This window comes from Pseudonocardia sp. ICBG162 (genome assembly GCF_020496225.1).
Classification (GTDB): Bacteria; Actinomycetota; Actinomycetes; order Mycobacteriales; family Pseudonocardiaceae; genus Pseudonocardia; species Pseudonocardia alni.
Genome location: NZ_JAHLJD010000011.1, coordinates 77,561 through 102,755, shown reverse-complemented (window position 1 = coordinate 102,755; position 25,195 = coordinate 77,561). Strand labels below are relative to the sequence as shown.

The window sequence follows — 25,195 nt, the reverse complement described above, 5'->3', positions numbered from 1 at the left end:
AGGACCTGGCGCCACAGCGACGGGCGGCCGGGCGTCGCGGTGCGGGCCTCCTCCTCTCGGGAGTAGGTGTCGGACTCACGCATCCGCAGCCGCATGACCAGCGCGTACAGCCCGAACAGCCCGCCCAGGACGAACGGCACCCGCCAGCCGTAGGCGGCCATCTCCTCGCGGGTGAGCACGCTCGACAGGACGGCTCCGAGCACCGTCCCGACCAGGATGCCCGCGGTGCCGGAGAAGTAGATGAGGCTCGACCACAGCCCGCGCCGGGCGGGCGGGGCCATCTCGGCGAGGTAGGTCTGTGCGGCGGGCAGCTCGCCCCCGTGCGCGAGGCCCTGCGCCAGCCGGGCCAGGACCAGCACGACCGGTGCGGCGATGCCGATGACGGCGTGGGTCGGGACGAGCCCGATCACCAGGCTGCCCACCGCGGCGGTCGCCACGCACAGCGCCATCGACAGCTTCCGGCCGCGGCGATCGGCGATCCAGCCGAACAGGAAGCCGCCGAACGGGCGGGCGACGAACCCGACGGCGAACACCGCGAGCGTCTTGAGCAGGGCGGTGCCGGTGTCGTCGCCGGCGAAGAACTGCGGGGCGAAGAACGCCGAGAACGTCGCGTAGACGTTCCAGTCGAACCACTCCATGGCGTTGCCGGCGCCGATCCCGAGGATCGTGCGACGCCGCTCGGTGCGCTCGGTCATGCCGCCACCGCGGCCGGGGCGAGGCGGGTGGTGGCGAGCGCGGCGTACAGCGCGGTCGCGTCGGCGAGGACGCCGTCGTCGAAGCGGGCGAGCGGCGAGTGGTTCATCGGCGCGGTGTCGGGGTCGGCGCCGGCCGGGCAGGCAGGCGCCCATCCCGAGGAACGCACCGGGGACGGCGGCGAGCACCCGGGAGAAGTCCTCGGAGCCGCTGACCGGGTTCGGGGCGAGCCGGAACCGGTCCTCGCCGAGCAGCTCGGCGCACACCCCGGCGGCGAACGCGGCCTCGTCGGCGTCGTTGACGGTGCGCGGGTACTCGTCGGTCCAGACGACCTCGGCGCGGACGCCGTGGGCGGCGGCGACACCGTCGCAGACCTCGCGGACCAGCACCGGCAGCGTCGCGGCGTGGACGTCGGAGAAGCTGCGCACGGTGGCCTCGAAGCGGGCCGTGTCGGGGATGACATTGCGCCGGGTGCCGGCGGCGACGACGCCGACGGTCAGCACGACCGGGTCGAACATGTCGAAGCGGCGGGTCACCATCGTCTGCAGTGCGGTGATCATCTCCGCGGCCGCGGCGATCGGGTCCCGGGCGGTGTGCGGGTTGGAGCCGTGGCCACCCGCCCCGTGCACGACGACGTCGAGCGCGTGCGAGGCGGACAGGAACACCCCGGGTCGGGTCGTGACCAGCCCGGCGGGCATCCGGTTGGCGAACACGTGCAGGCCGTAGGCGTGGTCGGCGCGCCGCCCGGCCGCGGTCAGGACACCCTCGGCGAGCATGTGGCCGGCGCCGTCGAAGCCCTCCTCGCCAGGCTGGAACATGAACACGACGTCGCCGGCGAGGTGGTCGCGGTGGGCGCTGAGCAGCCGCGCGGCCCCGGCCAGCGCCGCGGTGTGCAGGTCGTGGCCGCAGGCGTGCATGGTGCCGGTCCGCGCCGCGAAGTCCTCGCCGGAGTTCTCCGTGACCGGGAGGCCGTCCATGTCGCCGCGCAGCAGGACCACCGGGGCGTCCGCGCCGCCGCCCGGGGCGGTGCCGCGCAGGACCGCGGTGACCGACGTCGTCGTGGTCCCCCCGGTGATCTCCAGCGGGAGTCCCGCCAGTGCGTCGAGGACGCGGTCGCGGGTCCGGGGCAGGGTCAGGCCGACCTCGGGGTCGCGGTGCAGCTCCCGGCGCAGGTGCGCCAGGTCCGGCTGCAGCGACCGGGCGTCGTCACGAAGATCCACAAGCGTCCCCTCGGGTCGTACCGGAGGGCCACGCTGCCCGCCGGAGGTCCTGCCCGAGTCTCGGAGCCCGCGCGTTACGGCACGTAACATCGACCGATCCGATCCGGATCGGGGGCCCCGTGGACGGAACCGACCGCCATCCGCTGTCCGAGGACGACTTCGCGCTCGTCCACGCGCTGCAGCTGCACCCGCGCGCGAGCTGGGCCGGGCTCGGCCCGGTGCTCGACGCCGCGCCGGTGACACTCGCCCGGCGCTGGGCCCGCCTGCAGGGGTCCGGGCACGCGTGGATCAGCTGCTACCCGGTGGTCGGCGAGGACGCCATGCAGGTGGCGCTGGTCGAGGTGGACTGCGCCCCGGGGCGGCTCGCGGGGGTCGCCGCGGCGCTGGACTCCGAGCCGTCGGTGATGACCATCGAGTACGCCGCCCGCGGCCGGGACCTGCTGCTGACGGTGAACGCGGCGTCGTTCACGGAGCTGTCCGGGCTGGTGCTGGACCGGATCGGGCGGGTCGCCGGGGTCGCGTCGGTGCGCACGCACCTGGCGTCGCGGGTGCACCGGGAGGGCAGCCGGTGGCGGCTCGACGCGCTCGACGCCCGGCAGGTCGCGGCCGTGCGCGCGCTGCGCCGGGCGGACACCACACCGCAGGCGGGCGGCGTCGACCTGCGGGGTCCGGTGTACGCGCCGCTGGTGCGGGAGCTGTGCGCCGACGGGCGGGAGAGCGCCGCGGAGCTCGCGGCCCGGGTCGGGCGGCCGGCGTCGACGGTGCGCCGGCAGCTGTCGGCGCTGGTGCGCTCGCGGGCGCTGGTGTTCCGCTGCGAGGTCGCACAGCTGCTGACCCGGTGGCCCATCTGCGTGACGTGGTGGATCCGGCTGCCGACCGCCGCGGTCGAGGCCGCGGTGCGCCGGGTCCGGACCGACCCGCGGGTGCGGCTGTGCCTGTCGCTCACCGGGCCGGAGAACCTGCTGCTCACCGCCTGGACGCACTCGCTGGGCGAGCTGGTGGGAATGCAGTCGGCGCTGGAGCGGTCGCTGCCGCAGGCGCAGATCGTGGACACCTCGGTGATCCTGCGGACCCGCAAGCGGATGGGGTGGCTGCTGCACCCCGACGGCCGGGCCACCGGGACGTGCGTCCCGGTGTTCCCCGGCTGAGGCGGCGCCGGGTCAGAGCCAGGCGTCGCGGACGTCGAGGGTGGTCCGGTCCAGCGACGCGAGCAGGTCCAGCTGCGGTCCGGTGCGGGGCAGCTCGTGGCGCACGAAGTAGCGCGCGGCGGCGCGCTTGCCGTCGTACAGGTCGCCGTCGCGGCCCTCGGCGGCGAGCGCCTGCTCCAGCCAGATCCAGGCGAGCACGACGTGCCCGACCGCCTCCAGGTAGACCGAGGAGTGCGCGACGGCGAGCGCCGGGTCGTCCTGGCCGTGCACGGTCCCGGTGACCTCGACGACCCGGTCCGCGGCCGCGGCGACGGCGTCGGCGTGCGCGGCGAGCTCCCCGCCCGCCGCACGGCCCCGCGCCACGGTCTCCCCGATCGTCTCCCGCAGCAGCGTCAGCCCGGCACCCCCCTGCATCACGACCTTGCGCCCCAGCAGGTCCAGGCCCTGGATGCCGTGGGTGCCCTCGTGGATCGGGTTGAGCCGGTTGTCCCGGTAGAGCTGCTCGACGTCGTGGTCGCGGGTGTAGCCGTAGCCGCCGTGGATCTGGATCGCGAGGTCGTTGGCGTGCAGGCACCACTGCGACGGCCAGCTCTTCACGACCGGGGTCAGCACGTCCAGCAGCAGGTGCGCCCGGCGTCGCTCCTGCTCGGTGCCTGCGGTGCGCTCCTCGTCGAGGAGCCGCCCGCAGTACAGGTTCAGCGCGAGCGCACCCTCCACGTAGGACTTGCTCGCGAGCAGCATCCGGCGCACGTCGGTGTGGGCGACGAGCGGGACCTGCGGGCTCGCCGGGTCCTTCGCGCCGGCCGGGCGGCCCTGGGTGCGGGTGCGGGCGTGCTCGAGGGCCAGCAGGTAGCCGGCGTAGCCGAGTGCGGTGGCTCCCGCCCCGACCCCGACCCGGGCCTCGTTCATCATGTGGAACATCTGGGCGAGGCCGGTGTGCGGCTCCCCCACCAGGTAGCCGACGGCGCCCGCCTCGCCACCCGGCGTGGCGCGGCCCTCGCCGAAGTTCAGCACGGTGTTGACGGTGCCGCGGTAGCCCATCTTGTGGTTCAGCCCGGCGAGGGCGACGTCGTTGCGTTCGCCGTTCTCCAGCACCCGGGGCACCACGAACAGCGAGATGCCCTTCACCCCGGCCGGTCCGCCGGGGATCTTCGCCAGCACCAGGTGGACGATGTTCTCCCCCAGCTCGTGCTCGCCGCCGGAGATCCACATCTTGGTGCCGGTGATCCGGTGCGTGCCGTCGTCGCGGGGCTCGGCCCGGGTGGTGACGTCCGCCAGCGACGACCCGGCCTGCGGCTCGGACAGGCACATCGTGCCGAAGTAGCGGCCCTCCACCATCGGGCGCACCCAGGTCTGCACCTGTTCTGAGCTGCCGTGGGTGAGCAGCAGGTTGGCCGCGGCGACGGTGAGCATCGGGTAGGCGGCGGTGGCGACGTTGCCGGCGTGCAGCCAGACGAAGCAGGCCTGGACGACGACGGCCGGCAGCGCCATGCCGCCCACCCGCGCGTCGAGCCCGGCGCCGACGATCCCTGTGTCGCCCAGCACCTTCAGCGCGGCGCGGACCTCGTCGGGGAGGGTGACGCGCTCGCCGTCGAACTCGGGCTCGCGGGTGTCGGAGATCTTGCGGTGCGGCGCGAAGTGCTCGGTCGCGACCTGCGCGGCGAGGTCGACGACGGCGTCGATGGTGTCGCGGTCGTGCTCGGCGTAGCGCTCGCGGTCGCAGAGCTCGACCACCCGCAGCCAGTCGTGGAGCAGGAAGTCGAGGTCGGCACGGGAGATCAGCTGCGCTCGCACGGCACCCACGATCGCACCCCGGGGCGGGTCCGGGGAAGCGGGCCGCTCAGCCCCCGACCGCGAGCGCCGGGGCGAACGCCGGCGACCCGGACCGGCCGGTCCGCACCAGGTCGGCGACGAGCTCGCCGACGGCCGGGGCGTACTTGAAGCCCTGGCCGGAGAACCCGCCGAGGACGACGGTGCGCGGCTCCCCCGGGGCGAGCGCGACGATGCCGCGGCGGGTCGGGGTGTAGCCCTCGACGTAGGACTCCAGCCGGGCGGGCCGGTCGGACATCCCGGCGAGGCGGGCGGCGACCGCACCGGCCCAGTCCCGGGTGTAGCCGGCCTCGACCAGCGGATGGTGGTCGGCCGGCGAGTGGACGCGGGGCTGCGGCTGCTGGTGGTTGATCTTGACGGTGGCGCCGTCGACGGCGGGGAAGAACGAGTGCACCGGTGCCGCGGTGTGGATCCCGGGAGGGAAGACCGCGGGCGCGAACCGGGCGGGGTCGCGCACCCCGAACCAGCTCAGCACGACGCGGCGCTGCTCGATCCCGGTGGCGCCCGGGACGAGACCGGCGCCGTGGCCGGTGGCGATCACGACGCTGTCGGCGACGGTCTCGCCGTCGACGGTGTGGAGCACGACGCGCCCGCGCCGCCTGCCGATGCCGACGACGGTGACGCCCTCCCGGACGGCCGCCCCGGCCCGGCGGGCCTCCGCGACGAGCCCGCGGGTGGCGGTGCCGGCGTCGAGCAGCCCGCCGCCCGGGTCGAGCACGGCCACCTCGTCCGCGCCGAGCAGGTGCGCGGGCCAGCGCACGGCCGCCGCGGCCGCGTCGAGCACGGTGGTCCGGCCCGGCAGCGCGACCGCCCGGACCCGCGGGTCGTCGCGCGCGCCGAGGGTGAGCGCGCCGCAGGCGGTGAACGGCGCGCCGGGCAGCCCGGTCCAGAGCTCACGGCTGCGGTCGAGCAGGCGGACGTGGTCCGGCCCGGTCGCGACGGCGGTGCGGAAGATCCGCGTCTCGCCGCCGGAGCCGCCGTCGGGGTGGCCGACGCGCCCGGACTCCAGCCCGACGCAGGACACCCCGGCGCGGGCCAGCGCGAGCAGCGACGCCGCGCCGAGCACACCCAGCCCGACGACGGCGCACTCGACCGACCCGGCCCGTCTCACGGGTTCTGCGACCGGATCCGGGCGTCCGCGGGCAGCGGCACGCGGGCCGGGTCCCGGGGCAGGCGTCCCGGCCAGACCAGGCAGAGCAGCGGCGGCGCGCCGACCGCCCGCAGCGCGGCGACGGCCGTCACGACGTCCTCGGTGGTCGTCGCGGCGGTCTCGACGACGAGCACGCTCGGCCCGCCGTCGCGCACGGTGCGCAGGTCCTCGTGGGCGAGCCGCGGGACGCGCAGGGCCCGCACCACCGGCGTCCCGGGGGCGACGGTCGTCGCCGGGGCGCCGGGGGTGAGGTCGCGGTAGTCACGCCGGTCCCCCACCAGTGCGGCCGCCTTGACCAGCTCGGACGCGACGTCGCAGGCGGGCTCGCGGGTCAGCTGGACGACGGTGAGGCACTCGACGTCGCGCAGCAGGTCGCGGTAGGCACCGGCCAGGCGCGGCACCGCGTCCGGGGCGGTGCCCGGGGCGAGCACCGGCACGTCGAGCCGGGCCCGGAGCCGGTCCTCGGGGTGGGCCTCGGGCAGCAGCCCGCGGCCGCGGCGGACCGCGGGCACCCCGAGACCGGCCAGCAGCAGCGCCGCACCGGCGCCGATCCCGGCCGCTCCGCCGACCCACCACGCGGTCGGGACCTCCGGTGCGACGACCGGGGCGGGCCCGTCGACGACGACGGTGACCTGCCCGGTCCGGTCGGCCAGCGTCCGGCCGAGCTGCTCGGCGACCGGGTCGGTCCCGGTGGTGCCCGAGTTGCCGGTGGCCTGGGCGTCGGCGGCGCGCCGGTCGATCTCGGCGCGCAGCGGCTGGGTGCCGCCGGTGGTGACGGCGGCGTCGAGGGCGCCGATGCGCTCGCGCAGCGCGGTGACCGCGTCACCGGCCAGCGCGGTGGCGGTCGCGTCGTCGGTGCCGGTGGCGCGGACGGCGACCACACCCGGTTCGGGTGCGGTGAGCACGAGGCGCCCGGCGACGTCGGTGACGGTGGAGCCGGTCAGCTGGGCGACGCGGTCGGTGAAGGCGGCGCTGCCGGCCGCGGCGAGCGCGCGGGTGGTGGCGGGCCCGGGGTCGGCGGTGCCGACCGAGCCGACCTGCACCGACGTCGTCGCGACGGTGGGCGGTGGGAAGAGCACGGCCAGGCCCGCGGCGCCCGCGGCCGCGAGCAGCACGGCGCCGGTGACGGGGACGCGGCGACGGCGCAGGGTCGCGCCGATCTCCGTCAGGGGGCCGTTGCGGTCCGCCCCGGACGGGACGGGTGCCGGTGTCGCGGCCGGGATCGGTGCGGCCGCGGGGGTGGTCGACGGGGCCGGTGCCGCGGTCCGGTCCGGCCGGGGCGCCACGGGCGGGGCCGTCGGCGGGGCCGGACCGTCGAACCCGGCCGGCAGCGCGGGTGCGGATCCCGTCGGGGCCGGGCGCAGGGGTGCGACCGGGGACCGCTGCGGGGCCGGTGCCCGGGTGGGCACGGACGCCGTCGGCGGCACCCGCGGGATCGCCGAGGTGGCCGGGGACGGGCGGGACGGTGCCGTCGGTGCCGGCGCGCCCGACGCTGTGGACCGGGTGGGCAGGGCCGACGGGCCGGTGACCGGCGCCGTCCCCGTGACCGCCGACGGGTCGACGGGCGTCGTGGCCGACGCCGCGCCGTGCGCACCGTTCACGCCGTTCACGCCGTTCACGCCGTTCACGCCCTTCGCGCCGTTCACCGGAGCCGGAGGCGGAGCCGTGGACGTGGCCGGGGTGTCGGTGCGGGGTGAGGTCGGCAGCGACGTCGGGGTCGCGGTGCGGTGGGCCCCGGCGCGCGGCTCGGTGCCGTTGCGTGCGTCGGTGCCGTTGCGTGTCTCGGCCCCGGTGCGTGCCCCGGCCGAGGTGCGCGACTCGGTCCCGTGCTGCGCGTCGGTCCCGTTGCGCGGGTCGGTGCCGTTGCGCGGGTCGGCCCCGGTGCGCGGGCGCGTCTGCACGGTGTCCTCCACCCCGGAAGCGCCGGAAGCAGCGGAGACACCGGACGTACCGGAAGCACCGGGAGCGCCGGAACCGTCCGGGGTACCGGCACCCGCCGGCGACGCGGCGGGCTCGGCGCGGGTCACCGCACCCGGCGGCGGCAGCAGCCCCCGCCGCCGCGACCGGGCCCGCTCCGGCGTGCCGGAACGCGACGGCTCAGCGGAACGCGACGGCTCAGCGGAACGCGACGGCTCGGCGGAGCGGGACGGCTCGGCGGCACCGGTGCCGGGCGACGCCGGGTCGGCGTCGCGCACCGGGACTCGCTCGTCGCCCCGCGCCGGGGCCGCACCGGAGGACGGCAGGGCCGACGCCCCGCCCTGCTGCGGCGGGGCCGCCGTCCCGGCGTTGCGCGCCGGGACCGGCCCCCCACCGGCCGACGACGGGGTGAACGCGGGCAGCGCCGTCGTCGCGGAGGCGTCGTCGACGGCACCCGGGGCACCGCCGGCGGGCTCCTGCGACGCGTTCTCGCGGCGGTAGGGCGTCGGCCGGGACGGCGACGCCCCGGCCGCCGTCTCCGCCGGTGCCTCGCGCCGCGGCGGGACCAGCGGGGCCCGCGGGGTCCTGGTGCGGGCCATCAGCGGGACCCCGCGACCAGGGCCGGGCCGCCGGGCAGGATCTCGGTGACCACACCGGCGGGCGTGACCTCGGTGATCGTGGCGTCGCGCGGCTGCGGCATCCCGGCCGCCACCTCGGGGCCGAAGTGCTCGGCCAGCCACGACGGCCGGTAGACCGTGTCGAGGTAGCGCTCCCCCAGGTCCGGGGCGAGCGCGACGGCCGTGGTCGTCGCGTCACCGTGGCGGCGCAGCCAGTCCGCGGCCCCCGCGACGACGGTGCCCGTCGACCCGCCGAACAGGAACCCGCGGCGGGCCAGGGCGTGGCACGCCTCGAGCGTGTCGGGCTCGGCGACGTGCACGACGTCGTCGATGTAGGACTCGTCGAGCGCCTCCGGGCGGACGCTGGTGCCCAGCCCCGGGATCATCCGGGGCGTCGGCCGGTCGCCGAAGGTGACCGACCCGGCCGCGTCGACCGCGACCACCCGGACCGGCCGCGGCCGGGACCGGAAGTAGCGGGCGCAGCCCATCAGCGTGCCGGTCGTGCCCGCGCCGACGAAGACCACGTCGAGCTGCGGGAACGCCGCCTCGATCTCCGGCCCCGTGGTGACCAGGTGCGAGCCCTGGTTCTCCGGGTTGGCGTACTGGTTGAGCCAGACGTAGCGGTCGTCGCCGGCGACCAGCGAGCGGACCAGTGCGATCCGGGTGGCGAGGAAGCCACCGGCCGCGTCCGGGGTGTCGACGACGCGGACCTCCGCGCCGAGCGCCTCCATCAGCCGGTGCGTCGCCGGGTTGCAGCGCGGGTCGGTGACGCAGACGAACCGGTAGCCCCGGCTCGCCGCGATCATGGCGAGCGCGACGCCGAGGTTGCCCGAGGAGGACTCCACGAGCACCGATCCGCGACGCAGCAGGCCGCGCCGCTCGGCGTCGGTGACCATGCCGAGTGCGGCCTTGAGCTTGACCGATCCTGCGAAGTTGAAGCCCTCGCACTTGAGGTAGAGCGACAGCCCGAGGACCCCGGTCAGGTCGACGTACAGGTCGTCGGTGTTGAAGTCTTCGGGTGCGGAGATGACGGTCATCGTCGACCCCTCGTGTACCAGTGGTGGCGGCTCAGCCGTGCCGGCTCAGCTCGTGGAAGAAGTCGTCGACGGTGTGCAGCTCGCCGGCGCGGGCGACCTCGGCGTGGACGAACCGTCCGACGGCGAGGTCGAGGACCCCGAGGCCGAACGGGGAGAACACGACCGTGCGGTCGGTGGGGACGGCCAGCGTGCCGTCGAGCACCTGGTCGAGGGTCCCGTCGACGAAGTCGCGGTTCCCGGTGGCCTGTTCGGCCAGGTGCGGGGAGGTGTCGGCCTTGAGGCAGTGCTCGACGTCGTCGAGGACGTTGAAGGCGCTGAGCACGATGTCCGCGGACAGGTCGCGCAGCGACACGTTGAGCACCAGCGGGTGGTGGTCGAACCAGGCGGGGTCGTGCACATGCGGGGTCCCCGCGACGGTCGCGAAGATCACCAGGTCGCTGCCGCGGACCAGCGACTCGGCGGAGTCGTGGATCCGGACCTCGCCCGGCGCGGTGCGCTCGACGTGGCCCCGGAACCCCCCGGCGGAGTCCGCGGAGAGGTCGAAAACGCCGACCTCGTCGAAGGTCCAGCCGGTGCCGACCAGGAACTGGTGGATGTAGCGGGCGATCAGGCCGGTCCCGACGAACCCGACGCGACGCGGGCGGGCCCCGTCGCGTGACAGCCGGTCGGCCGCCGAGGCCGCGGACGCCGCGGTGCGCGTCGCGGAGATGATCGAGCTCTCCAGGCAGGCGTACGGGTAGCCGGTGCGGGGGTCGTTGAGGATCAGCACCGCCGAGGCCCGGGGGACGCCGCGGGCGACGTTCTCCGGGAAGCTGGAGATCCACTTGATGCCGTCGACGCCGGTGTCGTCACCGGTGCCGCCCAGCGACGCGGGCAGCGCGATGATCCGCGACGACGGCCGGTCCGGGAACCGCAGGAAGTACGACGGCGGGTTCACCGTCGCGCCGGCACCGTGCACCCGGTAGGTGTCCTCGACGAGCTCGACGAGCTCCTTCTCCCGCCCGCCGAGCGCCCGCGCCACCTGGGCGCCGGAGATCACGGAGAAGGCGGGGACGGACTCGGCCGGGGCGTTCATCGGGCTCCCTCGAAGGCGGGGACGGCGACGCCGTCGGTCATGGCGACGACGACGTGCCGGTCACCGGTGTAGGGGTCGCGGCCGTGGGCGAACCGCAGGTTGTCCACGACCAGCAGGTCGCCGTCCTGCCAGGGCTCGCGGACGGCGTGCCGGTCGTGCGCGGCGTTGATCTCGTCGACGACCGCCTCGGGCACCGGGGAACCGTCGCCGAAGCGGGTGCTGAACGGCAGCCCGTCCGGGCCGTGCATCTCCAGCAGGAACTCGCGGACCTCGGGGTCCATCGCGAACTCCGACAGGAACGCGATCTGGTTGAACCAGACCCGCTGCCCGGTGACCGGGTGCATCAGCACGCCGTGCCGGCGCTGGCGGGTGCGGAGCCCGCCGTCGGGCGTCCACTCGGTGGCGATGGCGTTGGCCCGGCAGTAGCGCTCGACGGCGTCGCGGTCGGCGGTGCCGAACGCCTGCTCCCAGGAGGCGCCGATGTCGTCGCCGTAGGAGCGGGTGAGGATCCAGCCCTCGCGCTCGACGCGGTCGACGAGTGCGGGCGGCAGGTCCGCCGCGACCCGGGTGGTGTCGACCAGCGGTGTCGCGCCGCCGGTCTCGGGTGCACGCAGGCAGGCGAACAGCAGCGTGGCGGGCGTGTCCAGGACGTAGGACAGCTCGTGGTGGGCGCACATCGGCTGGCGCGCGGGCCACGGGGTGGCCGAGTAGACGCCGTCGGACAGCAGGGTCCGGGCGGCGATCGCCTCGCGCTCGACGTAGCTGCCGGTCCCCAGCCGGGCGGCCACACCGGCGACGTCGGCGACGGTGCGCAGGCCGAGCCCGCGCACCAGCACGACACCGTGGTCGTCGAGCAGGTCGCGCAGCGCGTCGCCGTGGCGCTCGGTCCAGCCGGCGGCGTCGCCGCCCGGGCCGGCGTCGAGGACGGGCGGTCGTCCGGGGTGCGGGCGCACCCCCAGCAGTGATCCGGTCATGTCTCCCCCTGTGGTGGTCAGAGCTGGTCGGCCGGGAGCAACCCGGCGAGGTCGGTGAGGACGGGATGGTCGAGCACCTGGCGGACCGTGACGGCCCGGCCGAGTGCGATCACGAGCTTCACCGCGGACAGCGAGCTGCCCCCCAGGTCGGCGAAGTCGTCGTCGGGGCCCACCGATCCGGCGGGCAGGTCGAGCACGCGGGTGACGGCGTCGACGACGCGGCGCTGGGCCGCGGTGAGCTCGCCGCCGGTCGGGCCACCCACCGCCGGAGCGACGGCGGCCTGCGCCGCGGCCGCGGTCGCGTGCGCGGTGAGGGTCTTGCGGTCGATCTTGCCGTTGGCGGTGACCGGCAGCGGGTCGAGCCGGTGGACCGTCGGCGGGACCATGTAGGCGGGCAGGCTGCGCGCCAGCCGGGCCCGCACCTCGGGCGCGTCCGGGCCGTCGCCGGCGTGGTAGGCGACCAGCTGCGGCCCGCCCGCGGTCGTCGCGACGACGACGCACGCGTCGCGGACGCCGGGCACCGCCAGCAGCGCGTTCTCGATCTCGCCGATCTCGATCCGGAACCCGCGGATCTTGACCTGGTTGTCGCGGCGGCCGAGGAACTCGAGCTGCCCGTCCGGGCGCCAGCGGCCGTGGTCGCCGCTGCGGTAGAGCCGCTCACCGGGCCGGTGCGGGTCCGAGCCGAACGCGGCGGCGGTGCGGTCGGGGTCGTTGACGTAGCCGCGGCCGACGCACACCCCGGAGAACACGATCTCCCCGGGCGCGCCGAGCGGGACCGGCGCCAGGTCGGCGTCGACGACGTAGACCTTCACCCCGGGCACCGGGGCGCCGAGCGGGACCCGGCCGTCCGCGGGGGCCTCGCGCAGCACGGCGTGGTTCGTGTCGTCGGAGGTCTCGGTGAGGCCGTAGGCGTTGACCAGCGGGACGCCGGGCAGCACCCGGAACCAGCGCTGCACCAGCTCGGTCTTGAGCGCCTCCCCGGTGGCCGAGACCATCCGCAGGTCGGGCAGCGCCGTGGGGTGCTCCTCCAGGTAGGTCAGCACGACCTCGAGGTAGCTGGGCACGAGCTGGGCGACGGTGACCCGGGACCGCACCAGGGTGTCGACGAAGCGGCGGACGTCGAGGATCACGTCCTGCTCGACGAGCAGGGTCCGCCCGCCGGCGAGCGGACCCGCGACGAGCTGCCACAGCGAGATGTCGAAGCACTGCGGCGCGGTCTGGGCGACCACGCAGCCCGGCTCCAGCTCCAGGTCCTCGATCTTGGCGAGCAGGTGGTTGAGCATCCCGGCGTGCTCGCACATCGCGCCCTTGGGCTCGCCGGTGGAGCCGGAGGTGAAGTACAGGTAGGCGAGCCCGTCGGCCGGGACGTCGGCGGTGGGTGCGGGGCCGTCGGCGGCGGCGACCGCGTCGGGCACGGTCAGCACCGTCGTCGCGACGCCGGCCTCGTCGAGGTGGGCGCGGGTGGCGTCGGTGGTCAGCGCGATCCGGCACCCGGCGCGGGTGAGCGTGCGGGCGATCCGCTCGGACGGGAAGTGCGGCTCGACCGGCAGGTAGGCGCCACCGGCGCGCAGGACGGCGAGCACCGCGACCATCCAGTCGAGGTCGCGGTCGCACACCACGGCGACGACGTCCTCGGGCGCCAGCCCGGCGTCGAGCAGGGTCGAGGCGACGCGGGCGGCGCGGTCCTCCAGCTCGGCGCGGGTGAGGGTGACGCCCGCGTGCTCGGCGACGACCTCGTCGGGGGCCGCGGCGGCGCGGTCGGCGAGCAGCTCGTGCGGGCGGCGGTCGGGCAGGTCCCGGGGCCGGCCGGCGAGGTCGCCGAGCTGGGCGTCGCGCTCGGCCCGCCCGACCAGCGCCGACGGGCGCACGGGCGCGTCGGGGTCGGCGGCGGCGAGCGCCAGGGCCGCGGCGTGGTAGCCGGCGATCCGGGCGGCCGCGCCCTCGTCGAGGAGGTCGAGACGGTGGGTCAGGCGCAGGGTCCCCCCGGACACCGCGACGTGCAGCCCGGCGGCACCGGGCCCGTCGCCGGTGGTGGTGTCCGGGTCGGCACCGCGCTCACCGGTCCGGTCCAGCGCGCCGGGGGCGATCTCGGCGCCGCGCAGGTCCGCGCCCGGGTCGAGCACCGTGCCGAACGACGGCACCGCGGTCCCGAGCTCGGCGGCGAGGCGTCCCAGGTCGGGCTCGGGGTGGGCGCGCAGCCCGGCCAGGGTGTCGGCGGCCGCGGTGACCAGCGCGGACCAGCTGCGGGCCGTGTCCAGGCACACCGGCAGCGGCGTCGCGCCGGTGCGGGCCGGGACCCCGGCGGTCACCTCGGTGTCGCCGGACAGGGCCGCGAGGACGGCGGCGTGCGCGGCGAGCAGCACCGCGCCGGCCTCCACGCCGGTCACCGCGGCGACGGCGGCGACCGCGTCCCGCGGGATCGGCTCGGTGTGCACGGCGGTCCCGGGCCGGGACGTCGCCGTCCAGGACGGGGCCGGGGTGGCACCGCCGGTGAGCAGGACCCGGGTCCAGTACTCGCGGGCGGTCGTGGTGGCGGGGTCGGCGAGCGTGCCGGTCATCGTGCGGTCTCTCCGTTCAGCAGCGGGGTCGGGGCGGGGCGGGAGCGCGGGGCGGCGGCCGGATTGCCCTCCCAGACGGCACCGGCGGGGACGTCCTCGCCCTTCATGAGGAAGGCGTCGCAGCCGATGCGGGCGGCGTCGCCGACGACGGCGCCGTAGTGGACGAAGGCGCCGACGTCGAGACAGGCGCCGGTGCCGACGGTGATGTGGTCGGACTTGAAGGTGCCGTCCTCCTGCGAGTGGCACTGCAGGACCGCGCCGGCGTTGAGGACGGCGTCGTCGCCGATGCGCACGAGCGTGCGGTCGGTCATGCCGCAGCCGTCGTCGAAGACGCGGCGGCCGATCTGCACGCCGAGCGCGCGGGTGACGAGGTTCTTGAACGGGGTCCCGGCGAGCATCCGGTCCCAGCCCTGCACCACGAGCTTCCAGTAGCGCTCGTGCCACCCGAAGTACGGGTCGTACACCGAGCAGAAGCGGGGCCGCAGCCGGCGCCGCCCGGCGACGGCGAGCCGCTCGACGGCGATCGAGTACGCCATCGTGAACAGCAGCGACACGAGCAGCTGCACCCCGACCGCGATCGGGCCGAGCGGCACGATCAGCGTCGCGACGACGAGCGAGAGCAGGGTGATCCCGAACAGGGCGCCCCAGCGGACCGCCAGGGCCAGCGCGATCGACCGGCGGTTGTAGCGGTTCTTGGCGCGCAACCGGTCGTGCAGGTCGAGCCCGGTGTGCAGGTGCCCGAAGGTCGAGTCCCGGGCGACGGTGCGGGGGATCTCGAACGGCGGCGACCCGAGCAGCCCGACGCCGGTGCGCACCGGGCCGTCGGTGGGGACGAGCGTCTTGGTGGCGATCAGGCAGTCGTCGCCGACCCGGGAACCCGCGGTGTAGACGATCCTGTTGCCCAGGAACGAGTTCGACCCGATCCGGGTCCGGTTCACGACGAATGCGGTGTCCGAATAGTCGACATTGACGATGGACAAACCGTCGGCGACCATCGTCCCGGTTCCGATCGAGCTGGCGTACGGCGTCTCCTGCTTCACCGCGGTACCGAAATTCGTTCCCGTCTGCGGGGTGCGCCGGAGATCGTGTCCGATGATCCGGAGATAATCGACGATGTAGGAGCTGTCGCCGAGCAGATACGTGAAGAACCTGATGTTGGTGATCCGTAACACGGTGCGCTGCAACGTGTATCGCAGACCGTAGAGCGGATACACACGCCCCTCGGTGAGGCCGGCCGAGAGCACCCGGGCGACGACGGTGGCGCCGATCAGCCCGATGACCATGCCGCCGAACATCAGGACCGTGGTGGTCGCGAGCGCCTCGACCCACATCCGCCCGGACAGGACGTCCGCGGTCCCGGCGGACAGCACCGTGGCCACGGTCGGGATCCGCTCCAGCACCGCGTCGAGCACGCCGGTGCCCAGCGGCAGCCAGACCAGCAGCAGCCAGCCGAGCTGGCCCACCGCGTAGCCGGCGCGCCGGCCCGGCCCGACCGGGGCGGACACCGCGGCACCGGGGTCGCCGCCACCCGGGCGGGCGGGTGTCCCCCACCAGGTCTGTCCGGCCGGGACGACCTGGCCGGTGTGCAGCGAGGAGGCGTGGGCGAGCCGTCCGCCGTCGCCGATCTCGGTCCCGATGTCGATCACCGACGCCTCGCCGACGACGACGCGGGCACCGATCGTGACCCGGCCGGTCCGGATGATGCCCGGCTCGGCGCGGTAGCAGGACAGGATCGAGTCCTTGCGCAGCACGGTGTTCGCGCCGATCGTGAGCAGGTCCGGGCAGGCCGGGATGGTGCGCGCCAGCATGACCACGCCGGGCCCGATCCGGGCGCCGAGCAGGCGCAGGTAGAGCGGCAGCAGCGGCGAGCCCGCGGCGACCAGCAGCAGCGGGTTGGTGCGGACCAGGGTCCTGGCCAGCCAGAACCGGTAGTACGACGCGCTCCACAGCGGGATCTCGCGTTCGGTCCAGCGGCCGACGAGCAGCCACTTCGCGGCGATCGGGAGCACCGCGAACACCGTGAAGGCGACCGCCACCGCGGCCAGCGAGCGCAGGTAGAAGTCCACCAACCCGGTGCCGAGGGCGATCCACTGGTACACCGCGCCGAGCAGGGTGCCGTAGGCGAGGGTGAACGCGACGAAGGTGAGCAGCTGCGCCGCGCCGCACAGCACGTAGGCACGGGTGGTGCCGGTCGGGACCGGCTGCGCGGGCGGCGCCTCGTCCGGCACGGGACCGGCGTCGCCGGCGAGTGCGACGGCCAGGCCGGCGGCGGTGGGGTGGGCGTAGACGTCGGTCATCGCGACGTCGGGAAGGTCGTCGCGGCGGCGCACCCGGGCACAGAAGCGGGTCATCGTCATGGAGTCGGCACCGAGGTCGGTGAACACGTCGGCGTCGGCCCCGACCTCGGTGCCGACCAGCTCGGCGAGGATCGCCCGGTAGCCGTCGCGCACGTCGTCGACGGTGCGAGCGGGGTGCGCGACCGACGGGGCGAGTGCCGCGGCCAGCCCGGCCACGGTGGGGTGGGCGTAGACGTCGGTCATCGCGACGTGCGGCAGGTCCGGCCGCTGCCGGACCCGCGCACAGAACCGGGCGAGGACCATCGAGTCGGCACCCGCGTCGACGAAGAAGTGGTCGTCCGGCCGCACGGGTGCGTCGAGCAGCTCCGTGATGATCGCTGTGAACGCGATCACGACAGCGTGTTCCGACTCGGACACCGTGCGCGATTCCTGTTCGCGCACAGGCCCGGCGGTCATCACCCCGTCTTTCGACACCACCGCCATCCCCCGGCAGTACGAGCGTGTACGGGCAGAATCGTCGACCATTTCCAACGCGTTACATAGTCATTTTTTATGATCGACCGACCCCGGGCTCACACCGTTTCCGGGGCACAGCGGCACGATTCCGACCGCGACGTCGAGGGCGTCGCGGTCGCGGGCCGCGATGCGACGCGATCCCGATGAACTGTTTTCGTGACTCGACGAGCGGAGGTTCGACGTGAGCCTGGATGTGATGCAGCTCACTACATATCAGTCGTCGGTGCGGGCGTGCCGCGGAGGACCGGGGGTGCACCCGGCCGGTTCCGGCCGATCGCCCGTGGCCGGGCACGCGCGGTGATTCACTCGTCCGGCGACACCGGCCCCGGCGCGTGCGCACCGCCGCCGGGGTCGCCGGGGCGGAGCATGGACGGTTCTCCCCGACCACCACGCACAGGAGGACGTGTGACCGCACTGCCACGCCGCAGCGTGCTGCTCGGCACCCTCGGGGCCGCGGTCGCCGGGCTGGTGCCGGCCACGCCCGGCGGTGAGCCCGCCGCCGTGCCCCGCTGGTTCGCCGGTGCCCTGCGCCAGGCGACGACGCCCGACCCGTTCACCCTCGGCGTCGCCTCGGGCGACCCGTCGCCCGACGGGATGGTCCTGTGGACCCGGCTCGCCCCCGAGCCCGACGCCGAGGACGGCCGCGGCGGCATGCCCGACCGGGCCGTCGAGGTCGAGTGGGAGGTCGCCGAGGACGAGCGCTTCGCCCGCGTCGTGTCGCGCGGCACCGAGACCGCCACCCGCGAGCTCGCGCACAGCGTGCACGCCGAGCCCGCGGGACTCGCCCCGGGCCGCGAGTACTTCTACCGGTTCCGTACCGGTGGCCACCTCTCCCCCGTCGCGCGCACCCGGACCGCTCCCGCGGCGGGGGCGGCCGCCGCCTCACTGACCATCGCGACGGCGTCGTGCGCGAAGTTCGGGGCGGGCCACTTCACCGCCTACCGCGGGCTGGCCGCCGATGCACCCGACCTCGTCCTGCACCTGGGCGACTACTTCTACGAGACCGACCGGGGCGAGGTCCGCGACCCGGGACCGCCGGAGCCGAAGACCCTCGCCGGGTACCGCCGTACGCACGCCCACCAGCGCTCCGACGACGACCTGCGCGCCGCCCACGCCGTCGCCCCGTGGGTGGTGGTGTGGGACGACCACGAGGTCGTCAACGACTGGGACGGCGCGACGCCCGACCGGCGCCGGGCCGCGGCCCAGGCGTACTACGAGCACATGCCGCTGCGCCGGGCCTCGGTGCCCGACGGCCCGGACATCCAGCTCTACCGGCGGCTCTCGTGGGGCTCGCTCGCCACCTTCCACGTCCTGGACACCCGCCAGTACCGGATGCGCGGCTCGATGCTCGGCGCCGACCAGGAACGCTGGCTGCTGCGCGGGCTGGCCGACTCCGCCGCGGGCTGGGACGTGCTGGCCCAGCAGGTGTTCTTCGCCCCGCGCCGCGGCGGCAAGTCCGGCACCTGGGGGGAGTTCACCGGGTCCCGGGAGCGGGTGGTCCGCGGCTGGACCGAGGCGGGTGTGCGCAACGCCGTCGTCCTCACCGGCGACGAGCACGTCCACCACGCCAACGAGATCCCCGGCGCCGACGACCGGATCGCCGGCACCGAGCTCGTCACCACCTCGGTCACCTCCGGCGGCGACGGCGACGGCGACGCGAAGTCCGGTGGCAGCGGCAGCTCGGTGTGGTCGCTCGATCGGCGCGGCTACGTGCTGGCGACGTTCACCCCCGCGCAGATGCGCGCGGACTTCCGCACCGTGTCCCGGGTCAGCGAGCCCGGTGCCACGGTGCGCACGGCGGCGTCGTTCGTGGTACCGGACCGGGAGCCGGGCCTGAACAAGGTCTGACCCGGCCCCCGGCGCTCAGCCGGTCGCCACCCGGGGCTCGCGGACGTCGTCGCCGAGGGTGTCCAGCACCAGCGCGGCGATGCGCTCGCGGTGGGCCTCGGCGGACCCGAGCAGCGCCGCGTCGGCGACGGCGCGCTTGTAGTACAGGTGCGCGACGTGCTCCCAGGTGAACCCGATCCCGCCGTGCAGCTGCACCGCGTCGGCGGCGACCCGGTACGCCGTCTCCGAGCAGGTGGCCTGCGCGATCGACACGGCGAGGTCGGCGTCGTCGACGCGCGGGTCGTCGACCGCCCAGGCCGCGTGCAGCGCCGCGGTCCGGGCCTGTTCGACGGCGACGAGCATGTCCGCGCACCGGTGCTTGACCGCCTGGAACGACCCGATGGGCCTGCCGAACTGCAGCCGCTCCTTCGCGTAGGCGACGGTCAGGTCGAGCAGCCGCCGGGCGATGCCGGCCTGTTCGGCGGCGAGCAGCGCCCCGGCGGTGCGGAAAGCGTGCCGCAGCGCCCCGTCGGCGTCCGCGCCGGTGGCGAGCACGGTGCCGGTCGCCCCGTCGAGGACGACCCGGGCGACCGGGCGGGTCACGTCGAACGAGCCGCACCGTTCCACCCGGACCCCGTCGGCGCCGGGGTCGACCACGGCCAGCACCGGGCCGTCGGGCCCCGCGGCCGCGACGACCAGCACGTCCGCGGCGCCCGCGTCCGGGACGTGGGAGACCGTGCCGGTGAGCCGGTCGCCGTCGGCGGTGACACCGGCCGCGGAGGCGCCGTCGTAGGGCGCGGTGAGCCGGGCGACCAGGGCCGCGGTGCGCGAGCCGTCGGCCAGCGCGGCGAGCAGCGCGTCGCGCGCGTCGCCCGCCGGGGCCGCGACCAGCGCCGGGACCGCGAGCGCGACGGTGCCGAGCAGCGGCCCGGTCACCAGCGCCGCACCCAGCTCCTCCGCCGCGACGGCCTGGTCCACGCAGGTCCCGCCGGCGCCGCCGAGGTCCTCGGGCACCGCGAGGGACAGCGCGCCGAGCTCGGTGCCGAGCCGGGCCCACAGTGCCCGGTCGAATCCGTCGGTGGTGTCGACGAGCCGGCGCAGGGTGGCCTCGTCGTGCTGGCGCTCGGCGAAGCGGTGCAGCGCCGCGCGCAGCTCACGCTGCTCGTCGGTGACGTCGAACTCCCGGAGCTCCTGCTCACCCACGGGGGACCTCCTTCCAGGGGCGGTCGGAGTCCGACCGGGGCTCGCCGGGCAGGCCGAGGACGCGTTCGCCGAGGATGTTGCGCATGACCTCCGAGGTGCCGCCCTCGATGGTGTTCGCGCGCGAGCGCAGGAAGCGCTGCTGCACCGTGGAGTTCGGGTCGGTGTGGACCCGCCCGCGGTCCATCGTCCAGTCGTCGTAGAGCAGCGCGTCCGGGCCGAGCAGGTCCATGCAGAACTCGTAGACGTCCTGGTTCAGCTCGGCGCCGACCAGCTTGGACACCGAGCCCTCCGGGCCGGGCTGTCCGGCGCTCGCGGTGCGCCGCGCGCGGGCGAGGGTGAGGCGGTGGGTCTCGGCGCGGGTCCACAGTGCCGCGAGCCGGTCGCGCAGCACCGGGGTGTGCCGGTCGGGGTGGGCCCGCCACAGGCCCAGCGCCTCGCCGATGACGCCGCTGCCGCGCCGCCCGGTGACCCCGCCGATGGCGGTGCGCTCGTTCATCAGGGTGGTGATCGCGACCTTCCAGCCGGCGCCGACCTCGCCGAGCCGGTGCGCGTCGAGGACCCGGGCGTCGTGCAGGTGGACCTCGTTGAACTCGGCCTGCCCGGTCATCTGCCGCAGCGGGCGCACGTCGACGCCCGGCTGGGTCATGTCGATCACGAAGTAGGTCAGGCCGCGGTGCTTGGGCTGGTCGGGGTCGGTGCGGGCGACGAGCATCCCCCACCGCGCGACGTGGGCCAGGGTCGTCCAGACCTTCTGCCCGTCGACGACCCACTCGTCGCCGTCGCGGACCGCGGAGGTGGACAGGCCCGCGACGTCCGAGCCGGCGCCGGGCTCGCTGAACAGCTGGCACCAGATCTCCTCGCCGGTGGCCATCGGCCGGAGCCAGGCCGCGACCTGCTCACGGTCCGGGCCGTACTCGACGACGGTCGGCGCGCCCATGCCGTAGCCGATCGGGTTGACCGCGAACATCCGCTCGCCGCCGGCGTCGGTGACGATCTGGTCGACCACCGACTGGAGCCCGCGGGACAGGCCGAGCCCGCCGAGCCCCTCGGGGTGGTGCACCCAGGCGAGACCGGCGTCGTAGAGGGCGCCGAACAGCTCCTCGCGCGGCACCGACCGCGGGTCGTGGGCCTCGACCACCTCCCGGGCGGCCTGTGCCACGCGGGCCGCGTCGGATGCCGGTCGGGTCGTGGTGGGCGAGCTCATCGCACCTCCGGAAGGTGGGCCTGACGGTCGTCGTCGACGTCGCTCCGAACCTAGCCGTCATCAGTTTCGGGGACCACGGTTAACGGTTCCTGGTCCGTACGCGACATCAGGTTCGTCCGTCTGACGCAGTCCGAACCCGCAGGAGCAACGATGCCCGCCACCACCGCCGCCACCCACCGCCCCGCGGCCCCCGTCCTCGACGAGACCGCGCTGCCGGGCTGGGTGCTGCTGCTGATCACCGCCGGACTGGCCGCCGCCGTCGTCGTGATCATGGTGCTGTCCTACAGCGGGCTGGCCTGACCCATACTCGGGAGTGATGCCCCCACTCCCCGACCTGCCGGTCCGCGCCGTCCTCGACGAGCTGCGGGCGGCGCTGGACGACCGCGGCGGCGCCGTGCTCGTCGCCCCGCCCGGCACCGGCAAGACCACCCTCGTCCCGCTCGCCCTGGCCGGGCTCGACGGCTCCGGCCCGGCACCCGAGGGCACGGTGCTGGTCGCCGAGCCGCGCCGGGTCGCCGCCCGCGCCGCCGCGGCCCGGATGTCGTCGCTGCTGGGGACCGAGGTCGGTGGGCCGGTCGGCTACCGCGTCCGCGGCGACGCCCGCACCGGGCCCGGCACCCGGGTCGAGGTCGTCACCTCCGGGCTGCTGCTGCGCCGCCTGGCCGGGGACCCGGAGCTGACCGGGGTGTCCACCGTCGTCCTCGACGAGGTGCACGAGCGTCACCTCGACGCCGACCTGCTGCTCACCCTGCTGCTCGACGCCCGCGACGGGCTGCGGCCCGACCTGCGGCTGCTCGCCACCTCCGCGACCCTCGACGCGGCCCGCCCCGCCGTACTGCTGGGCGACGACGACCGGCCCGCGCCGGTGCTGGAGGTCGCCGCCCGCAGCTACGACGTCGCCGTCACCCACGTCCCGCCCGCCCGGGCCGGTCGCGGCGGGACCGAGCGGATCGAGAACACCGTCGCCCGGACGTGCGTGCGGGCGCTCGAGCACGGCAGCGTGCTGGCGTTCCTGCCGGGCGTCGCGGAGATCGGGCGGACCGCGTCGGCGCTGCGCGAGCTGGGACCCGACGCCGACGTCCTCGCGCTGCACGGCAGGCTGCCCGCCGCCGAGCAGGACGCGGCGCTGCGCGACGGGCCGCGGCGCCGGATCGTGCTCGCCACCGCCGTCGCCGAGTCCAGCCTGACCGTGCCCGGTGTGCGGGCCGTCGTCGACTCCGGGCTGGTCCGGGTCCCGCACACCGACCACCGGCGCGGGCTGTCCGGCCTCGTGACGCGGCGGGTCTCGCGCGCGGTCGCGACCCAGCGCGCGGGCCGCGCCGGCCGGGAGGCACCCGGCTTCGCCTACCGCTGCTGGCCCGAGGGCGAGGGTCTCGCCGACGCCCCGGACCCCGAGATCCGCACCGCCGACCTCACCGCGCTCGCGCTGGACCTCGCCGTCTGGGGCACCCCCGACGGCAGCGGTCTGCGCTGGTGGGACGCCCCGCCGCCCGGTCCGCTGGCCGCCGGACGGACGGTGCTGACCGCACTCGGCGCGATCGACCCGCGAGGCGCGGTCACCGACCGGGGACGGCGGATCTCCGCGCTGGGCCTGCACCCGCGCCTCGCCAGGGCCCTGCTCGACGGCGTCGCCGCCGGTGGGGACCCGCGGGAGGTCGCCGGGATCGTCGCCGTCCTCGACGACGACACCCTCGCCGGTCCCGCCGACGACCTGACCGCCGCGCTGGCCCGGCTGCGCTCCGGCGACGCCCCCGGCGCCGGGCGGTGGCGCGGGGACCGGGACCGCCTGACCGGTGCGCTGCGCCGCGCCCGCGCCTCGTCCCCCGCCTCGTCCCCCGCCTCGTCCTCCGCCTCGTCCCCCGCGGCCGCCGCCTCGCCGACCGGCGCGGTGTCGCCGGGCACCTCGCCGGGAGCCGGGGTCCGCTCCGGCCCGGCCGCCGGGGCCCCGGGCCGTGCGCGCGAACGGGCCGGTCGCGCCGAGGGGACTCCGGGCACCGAGCTCGTCGCGCTGGTCACCGGGCTCGCCTACCCCGAGCGGCTCGCCCGGCGCCGCGACGCCGCGGCCGGGGTGTTCCTCATGACCGGTGGCACCGCCGTCGAGGTCCCGCCCGGCCCGCTGCGCGACGCCGAGTGGCTGGCCGTCGCCGTCGCCGACCGGCGCCCCGGGCAGACCCACGGCCGGGTCCGCCTCGCCGCGACCACCGACGCCGCGACCGCGCTGCGGGCCGCCGCGCCGCTGCGGGTCACCGGCTCGGAGGCCGTCTGGAGCGACGGCGACGTCCGCGCCCGCACCGTCGACCGGCTCGGCGCGATCGTGCTGTCGGAGAAGCCCGACCGCTCCCCCGACCCCGGTGCCGTCCGCGACGCGCTCGTCGCCGGGCTGCGTGCCGAGGGCACCGGGCTGCTGCGCTGGACGGCGGGGGCGGTGTCACTGCGCGAGCGGCTGGGCTTCCTGCACCGGGTGCTGGGCGCGCCGTGGCCCGACGTGTCCGAGGAGGCGCTGCTCGACTCCGCCGCCGATCCCGCCGGGTGGCTGGCCGGTCCGCTCGCCACCGCCCGGCGACGCTCCGACCTGGCCCGGGTCGACGCCGGCCCGGCGTTGCGCCGCCACGTCGCCGCGTACGTGGGCGGGCTCGCCGGGCGGATCGACGAGCTGGCCCCGGAGCGGCTCACCGTCCCCACCGGGTCCCGGATCGCGCTGGACTACTCCGGCGCGGCCCCGGCCCTGCCGGTGAAGGTCCAGGAGGTGTTCGGGTGGACCGGCTCCCCGGCCGTCGCCGACGGGCGGGTGCCGGTGGTGCTGCACCTGCTCTCCCCCGCCGGGCGTCCGACGGCGGTCACCGCGGACCTGGACTCGTTCTGGGACAACGCCTACCCGCAGGTCCGGGCCGAGCTTCGCGGGCGCTACCCGAAGCACGCCTGGCCCGAGGACCCGCGGACCGCGACACCGGGACGGGGCACCGGGCGCCGGAGATGAGCCCCGCGCCCCGCCCGGCGACCCGGTCCAGCCGGCCCGGTCGCCGAGATGCAGCTCAGCGGGAATTGTGGATCTCCACGGCCCGCTGAGCTGCATCTCGACGAGCGCGGGGCGCGCGGACTGCTCAGCGGACCTGGTCGGCGAACACGACGACGTTGTCGACGTAGCTGCGGGCCGACCGGTCGAACACCCCGCCGCAGGTGATCAGCCGCAGGCCCGCGTGGTCGAGGTCGCCGTAGACCTCGGCGGTCGGGAACTCCGCCTTGGGGAAGCGCCCGACCCGTCGCACGGCGAACACCACCGACGTCCCGTCGGCGCGGTCGACGCGGATCTCGTCGCCGGGCTCCAGGGTGTCCAGGTCGGCGAAGGCGCCCGGCAGCCCCTTCCAGTCGACGTGCGCGGTGAGCACGGCGGGCCCGACCTCGCCGGGGGTCGGTGCGCCGGTGTACCAGCCGACCGTGCCCGCATCCGCGGGGACCTCCATCGACCGGTCCGCGGTCAGCCCCATCGGTCGGGGCACGGTGTCGAGCCCGAGCCGGTCGACCCGCAGCCGGACCGGCTCCGACCGCACCAGCGGCGCGGGCCCCGGCGGCAGCAACGCGCCCGGCGCGGGCGCCGGAGCGGGCACCGGGACGGAGGCGACGGCCGTCGCCCCGGGCTCGGGTGCGCCCGCGGGGTCGGCGAGCAGCAGCGCGGCGGTGAGGACACCGACCGGCGCCAGCACCCGCGTCACCCGGCGCAGCGCACCGGCCCGTCGCCGCGCCCGTCGCCCGCGGTCCGGGCTCCCGCGCCGCACCGTCCCGGCCCGGTCCCCGGCCACAGGGCCGCGCCCGGCCCGGTCCCCGGCCACAGAGCCGCGCTCGGCCCGGTCCCCGGCCACGGGGCCGCGCCCGGCCCGCGCACCGGACGGTGCGGCGGGTCCGGGCGCCGGGAGGACGGGGCCGGGCACGGT

Annotated in this window: 16 protein-coding genes and 1 pseudogene; 4 read left to right on the top strand and 13 right to left on the bottom strand. The window is 76.2% G+C overall.

The genetic code is table 11. The annotated features are described in order from the left end of the window. Together KPL60_RS35055 and KPL60_RS35050 are read right to left on the bottom strand one after the other, a co-directional pair. Positions 1-638 (bottom strand): MFS transporter (locus KPL60_RS35055; protein ID WP_374228590.1); only part of this gene is annotated, 638 nt, incomplete at its 3' end. Between the two features lie 53 nt (positions 639-691). Beyond that, positions 692-1,913 (bottom strand): annotated as a pseudogene (locus KPL60_RS35050) (M20 family metallopeptidase). A 119-nt stretch (positions 1,914-2,032) separates the two neighbouring features. Here KPL60_RS35050 and KPL60_RS03330 point away from each other — a divergent pair. Then, the gene (locus tag KPL60_RS03330) at positions 2,033-3,061 is read left to right on the top strand and encodes an Lrp/AsnC family transcriptional regulator (protein WP_226364501.1); all 1,029 of its coding nucleotides are present in this window, start codon (positions 2,033-2,035) and stop codon (positions 3,059-3,061) included. A 12-nt stretch (positions 3,062-3,073) separates the two neighbouring features. On the opposite strand, the gene KPL60_RS03325 is transcribed toward KPL60_RS03330, so the two are convergent. Genes KPL60_RS03325 through KPL60_RS03290 form a run of 8 tightly spaced genes read right to left on the bottom strand, consistent with a single transcriptional unit; the run spans position 3,074 to position 16,909 of the window. Then, a complete protein-coding gene (locus KPL60_RS03325; protein WP_226364502.1) occupies positions 3,074-4,855 on the bottom strand; it encodes an acyl-CoA dehydrogenase in 1,782 nt (593 codons plus the stop codon). Between the two features lie 46 nt (positions 4,856-4,901). Next, complete coding sequence (locus tag KPL60_RS03320) at positions 4,902-6,002, bottom strand: FAD-dependent oxidoreductase (RefSeq protein WP_226364503.1); 1,101 nt, start codon at positions 6,000-6,002, stop codon at positions 4,902-4,904. Next, positions 5,999-8,557: a hypothetical protein gene (locus KPL60_RS03315; RefSeq protein WP_226364504.1), complete on the bottom strand. Its 2,559-nt coding sequence runs from the start codon at positions 8,555-8,557 to the stop codon at positions 5,999-6,001. Before KPL60_RS03315 ends, KPL60_RS03320 begins: the two co-directional genes overlap by 4 nt. Continuing rightward, a complete protein-coding gene (sbnA, locus tag KPL60_RS03310) occupies positions 8,557-9,612 on the bottom strand; it encodes a 2,3-diaminopropionate biosynthesis protein SbnA (RefSeq protein WP_226357548.1) in 1,056 nt (351 codons plus the stop codon). Before sbnA ends, KPL60_RS03315 begins: the two co-directional genes overlap by 1 nt. Positions 9,613-9,643: 31 nt before the next feature. After that, positions 9,644-10,687: a 2,3-diaminopropionate biosynthesis protein SbnB gene (sbnB, locus tag KPL60_RS03305; protein ID WP_226357549.1), complete on the bottom strand. Its 1,044-nt coding sequence runs from the start codon at positions 10,685-10,687 to the stop codon at positions 9,644-9,646. Next, positions 10,684-11,661 carry a TauD/TfdA family dioxygenase gene (locus tag KPL60_RS03300; protein ID WP_226364866.1) on the bottom strand — a complete coding sequence of 326 codons (978 nt, stop codon included), beginning with the start codon at positions 11,659-11,661 and terminating at the stop codon, positions 10,684-10,686. Before KPL60_RS03300 ends, sbnB begins: the two co-directional genes overlap by 4 nt. 17 nt (positions 11,662-11,678) lie before the next feature. Beyond that, on the bottom strand, positions 11,679-14,219 hold the full coding sequence (locus KPL60_RS03295; protein WP_226364865.1) for a non-ribosomal peptide synthetase: 2,541 nt from the start codon (positions 14,217-14,219) through the stop codon (positions 11,679-11,681). After that, a complete protein-coding gene (locus KPL60_RS03290) occupies positions 14,216-16,909 on the bottom strand; it encodes a Pls/PosA family non-ribosomal peptide synthetase (protein ID WP_226364864.1) in 2,694 nt (897 codons plus the stop codon). Before KPL60_RS03290 ends, KPL60_RS03295 begins: the two co-directional genes overlap by 4 nt. Before the next feature lie 489 nt (positions 16,910-17,398). Between KPL60_RS03290 and KPL60_RS03285 the strand changes: the two genes are divergently transcribed. Beyond that, positions 17,399-18,880 (top strand): alkaline phosphatase D family protein, encoded by a 1,482-nt coding sequence (locus KPL60_RS03285; RefSeq protein ID WP_255655278.1) that lies wholly within the window; start codon positions 17,399-17,401, stop codon positions 18,878-18,880. A 15-nt stretch (positions 18,881-18,895) separates the two neighbouring features. Here KPL60_RS03285 and KPL60_RS34460 read toward each other — a convergent pair whose 3' ends face one another. Then, complete coding sequence (locus KPL60_RS34460; protein ID WP_226364862.1) at positions 18,896-20,062, bottom strand: acyl-CoA dehydrogenase family protein; 1,167 nt, start codon at positions 20,060-20,062, stop codon at positions 18,896-18,898. Further along, positions 20,055-21,266, bottom strand: coding sequence for an acyl-CoA dehydrogenase family protein (locus tag KPL60_RS03275; protein WP_226364861.1), 1,212 nt, complete (start codon positions 21,264-21,266; stop codon positions 20,055-20,057). The genes KPL60_RS34460 and KPL60_RS03275 overlap by 8 nt, the downstream gene beginning before the upstream one ends. Positions 21,267-21,416: 150 nt before the next feature. Here KPL60_RS03275 and KPL60_RS03270 point away from each other — a divergent pair, with 150 nt between their 5' ends. Both KPL60_RS03270 and KPL60_RS03265 read left to right on the top strand, forming a co-directional pair. Then, positions 21,417-21,566 (top strand): hypothetical protein, encoded by a 150-nt coding sequence (locus KPL60_RS03270; protein WP_208825523.1) that lies wholly within the window; start codon positions 21,417-21,419, stop codon positions 21,564-21,566. A 16-nt stretch (positions 21,567-21,582) separates the two neighbouring features. Then, a complete protein-coding gene (locus KPL60_RS03265; RefSeq protein WP_226364860.1) occupies positions 21,583-24,243 on the top strand; it encodes an ATP-dependent RNA helicase in 2,661 nt (886 codons plus the stop codon). Positions 24,244-24,367: 124 nt separating this feature from the next. On the opposite strand, the gene KPL60_RS34455 is transcribed toward KPL60_RS03265, so the two are convergent. Continuing rightward, positions 24,368-25,192, bottom strand: a complete 825-nt coding sequence (locus tag KPL60_RS34455; RefSeq protein WP_226364859.1) for a class F sortase — start codon at positions 25,190-25,192, stop codon at positions 24,368-24,370. Between the last annotated feature and the right edge of the window lie 3 nt (positions 25,193-25,195).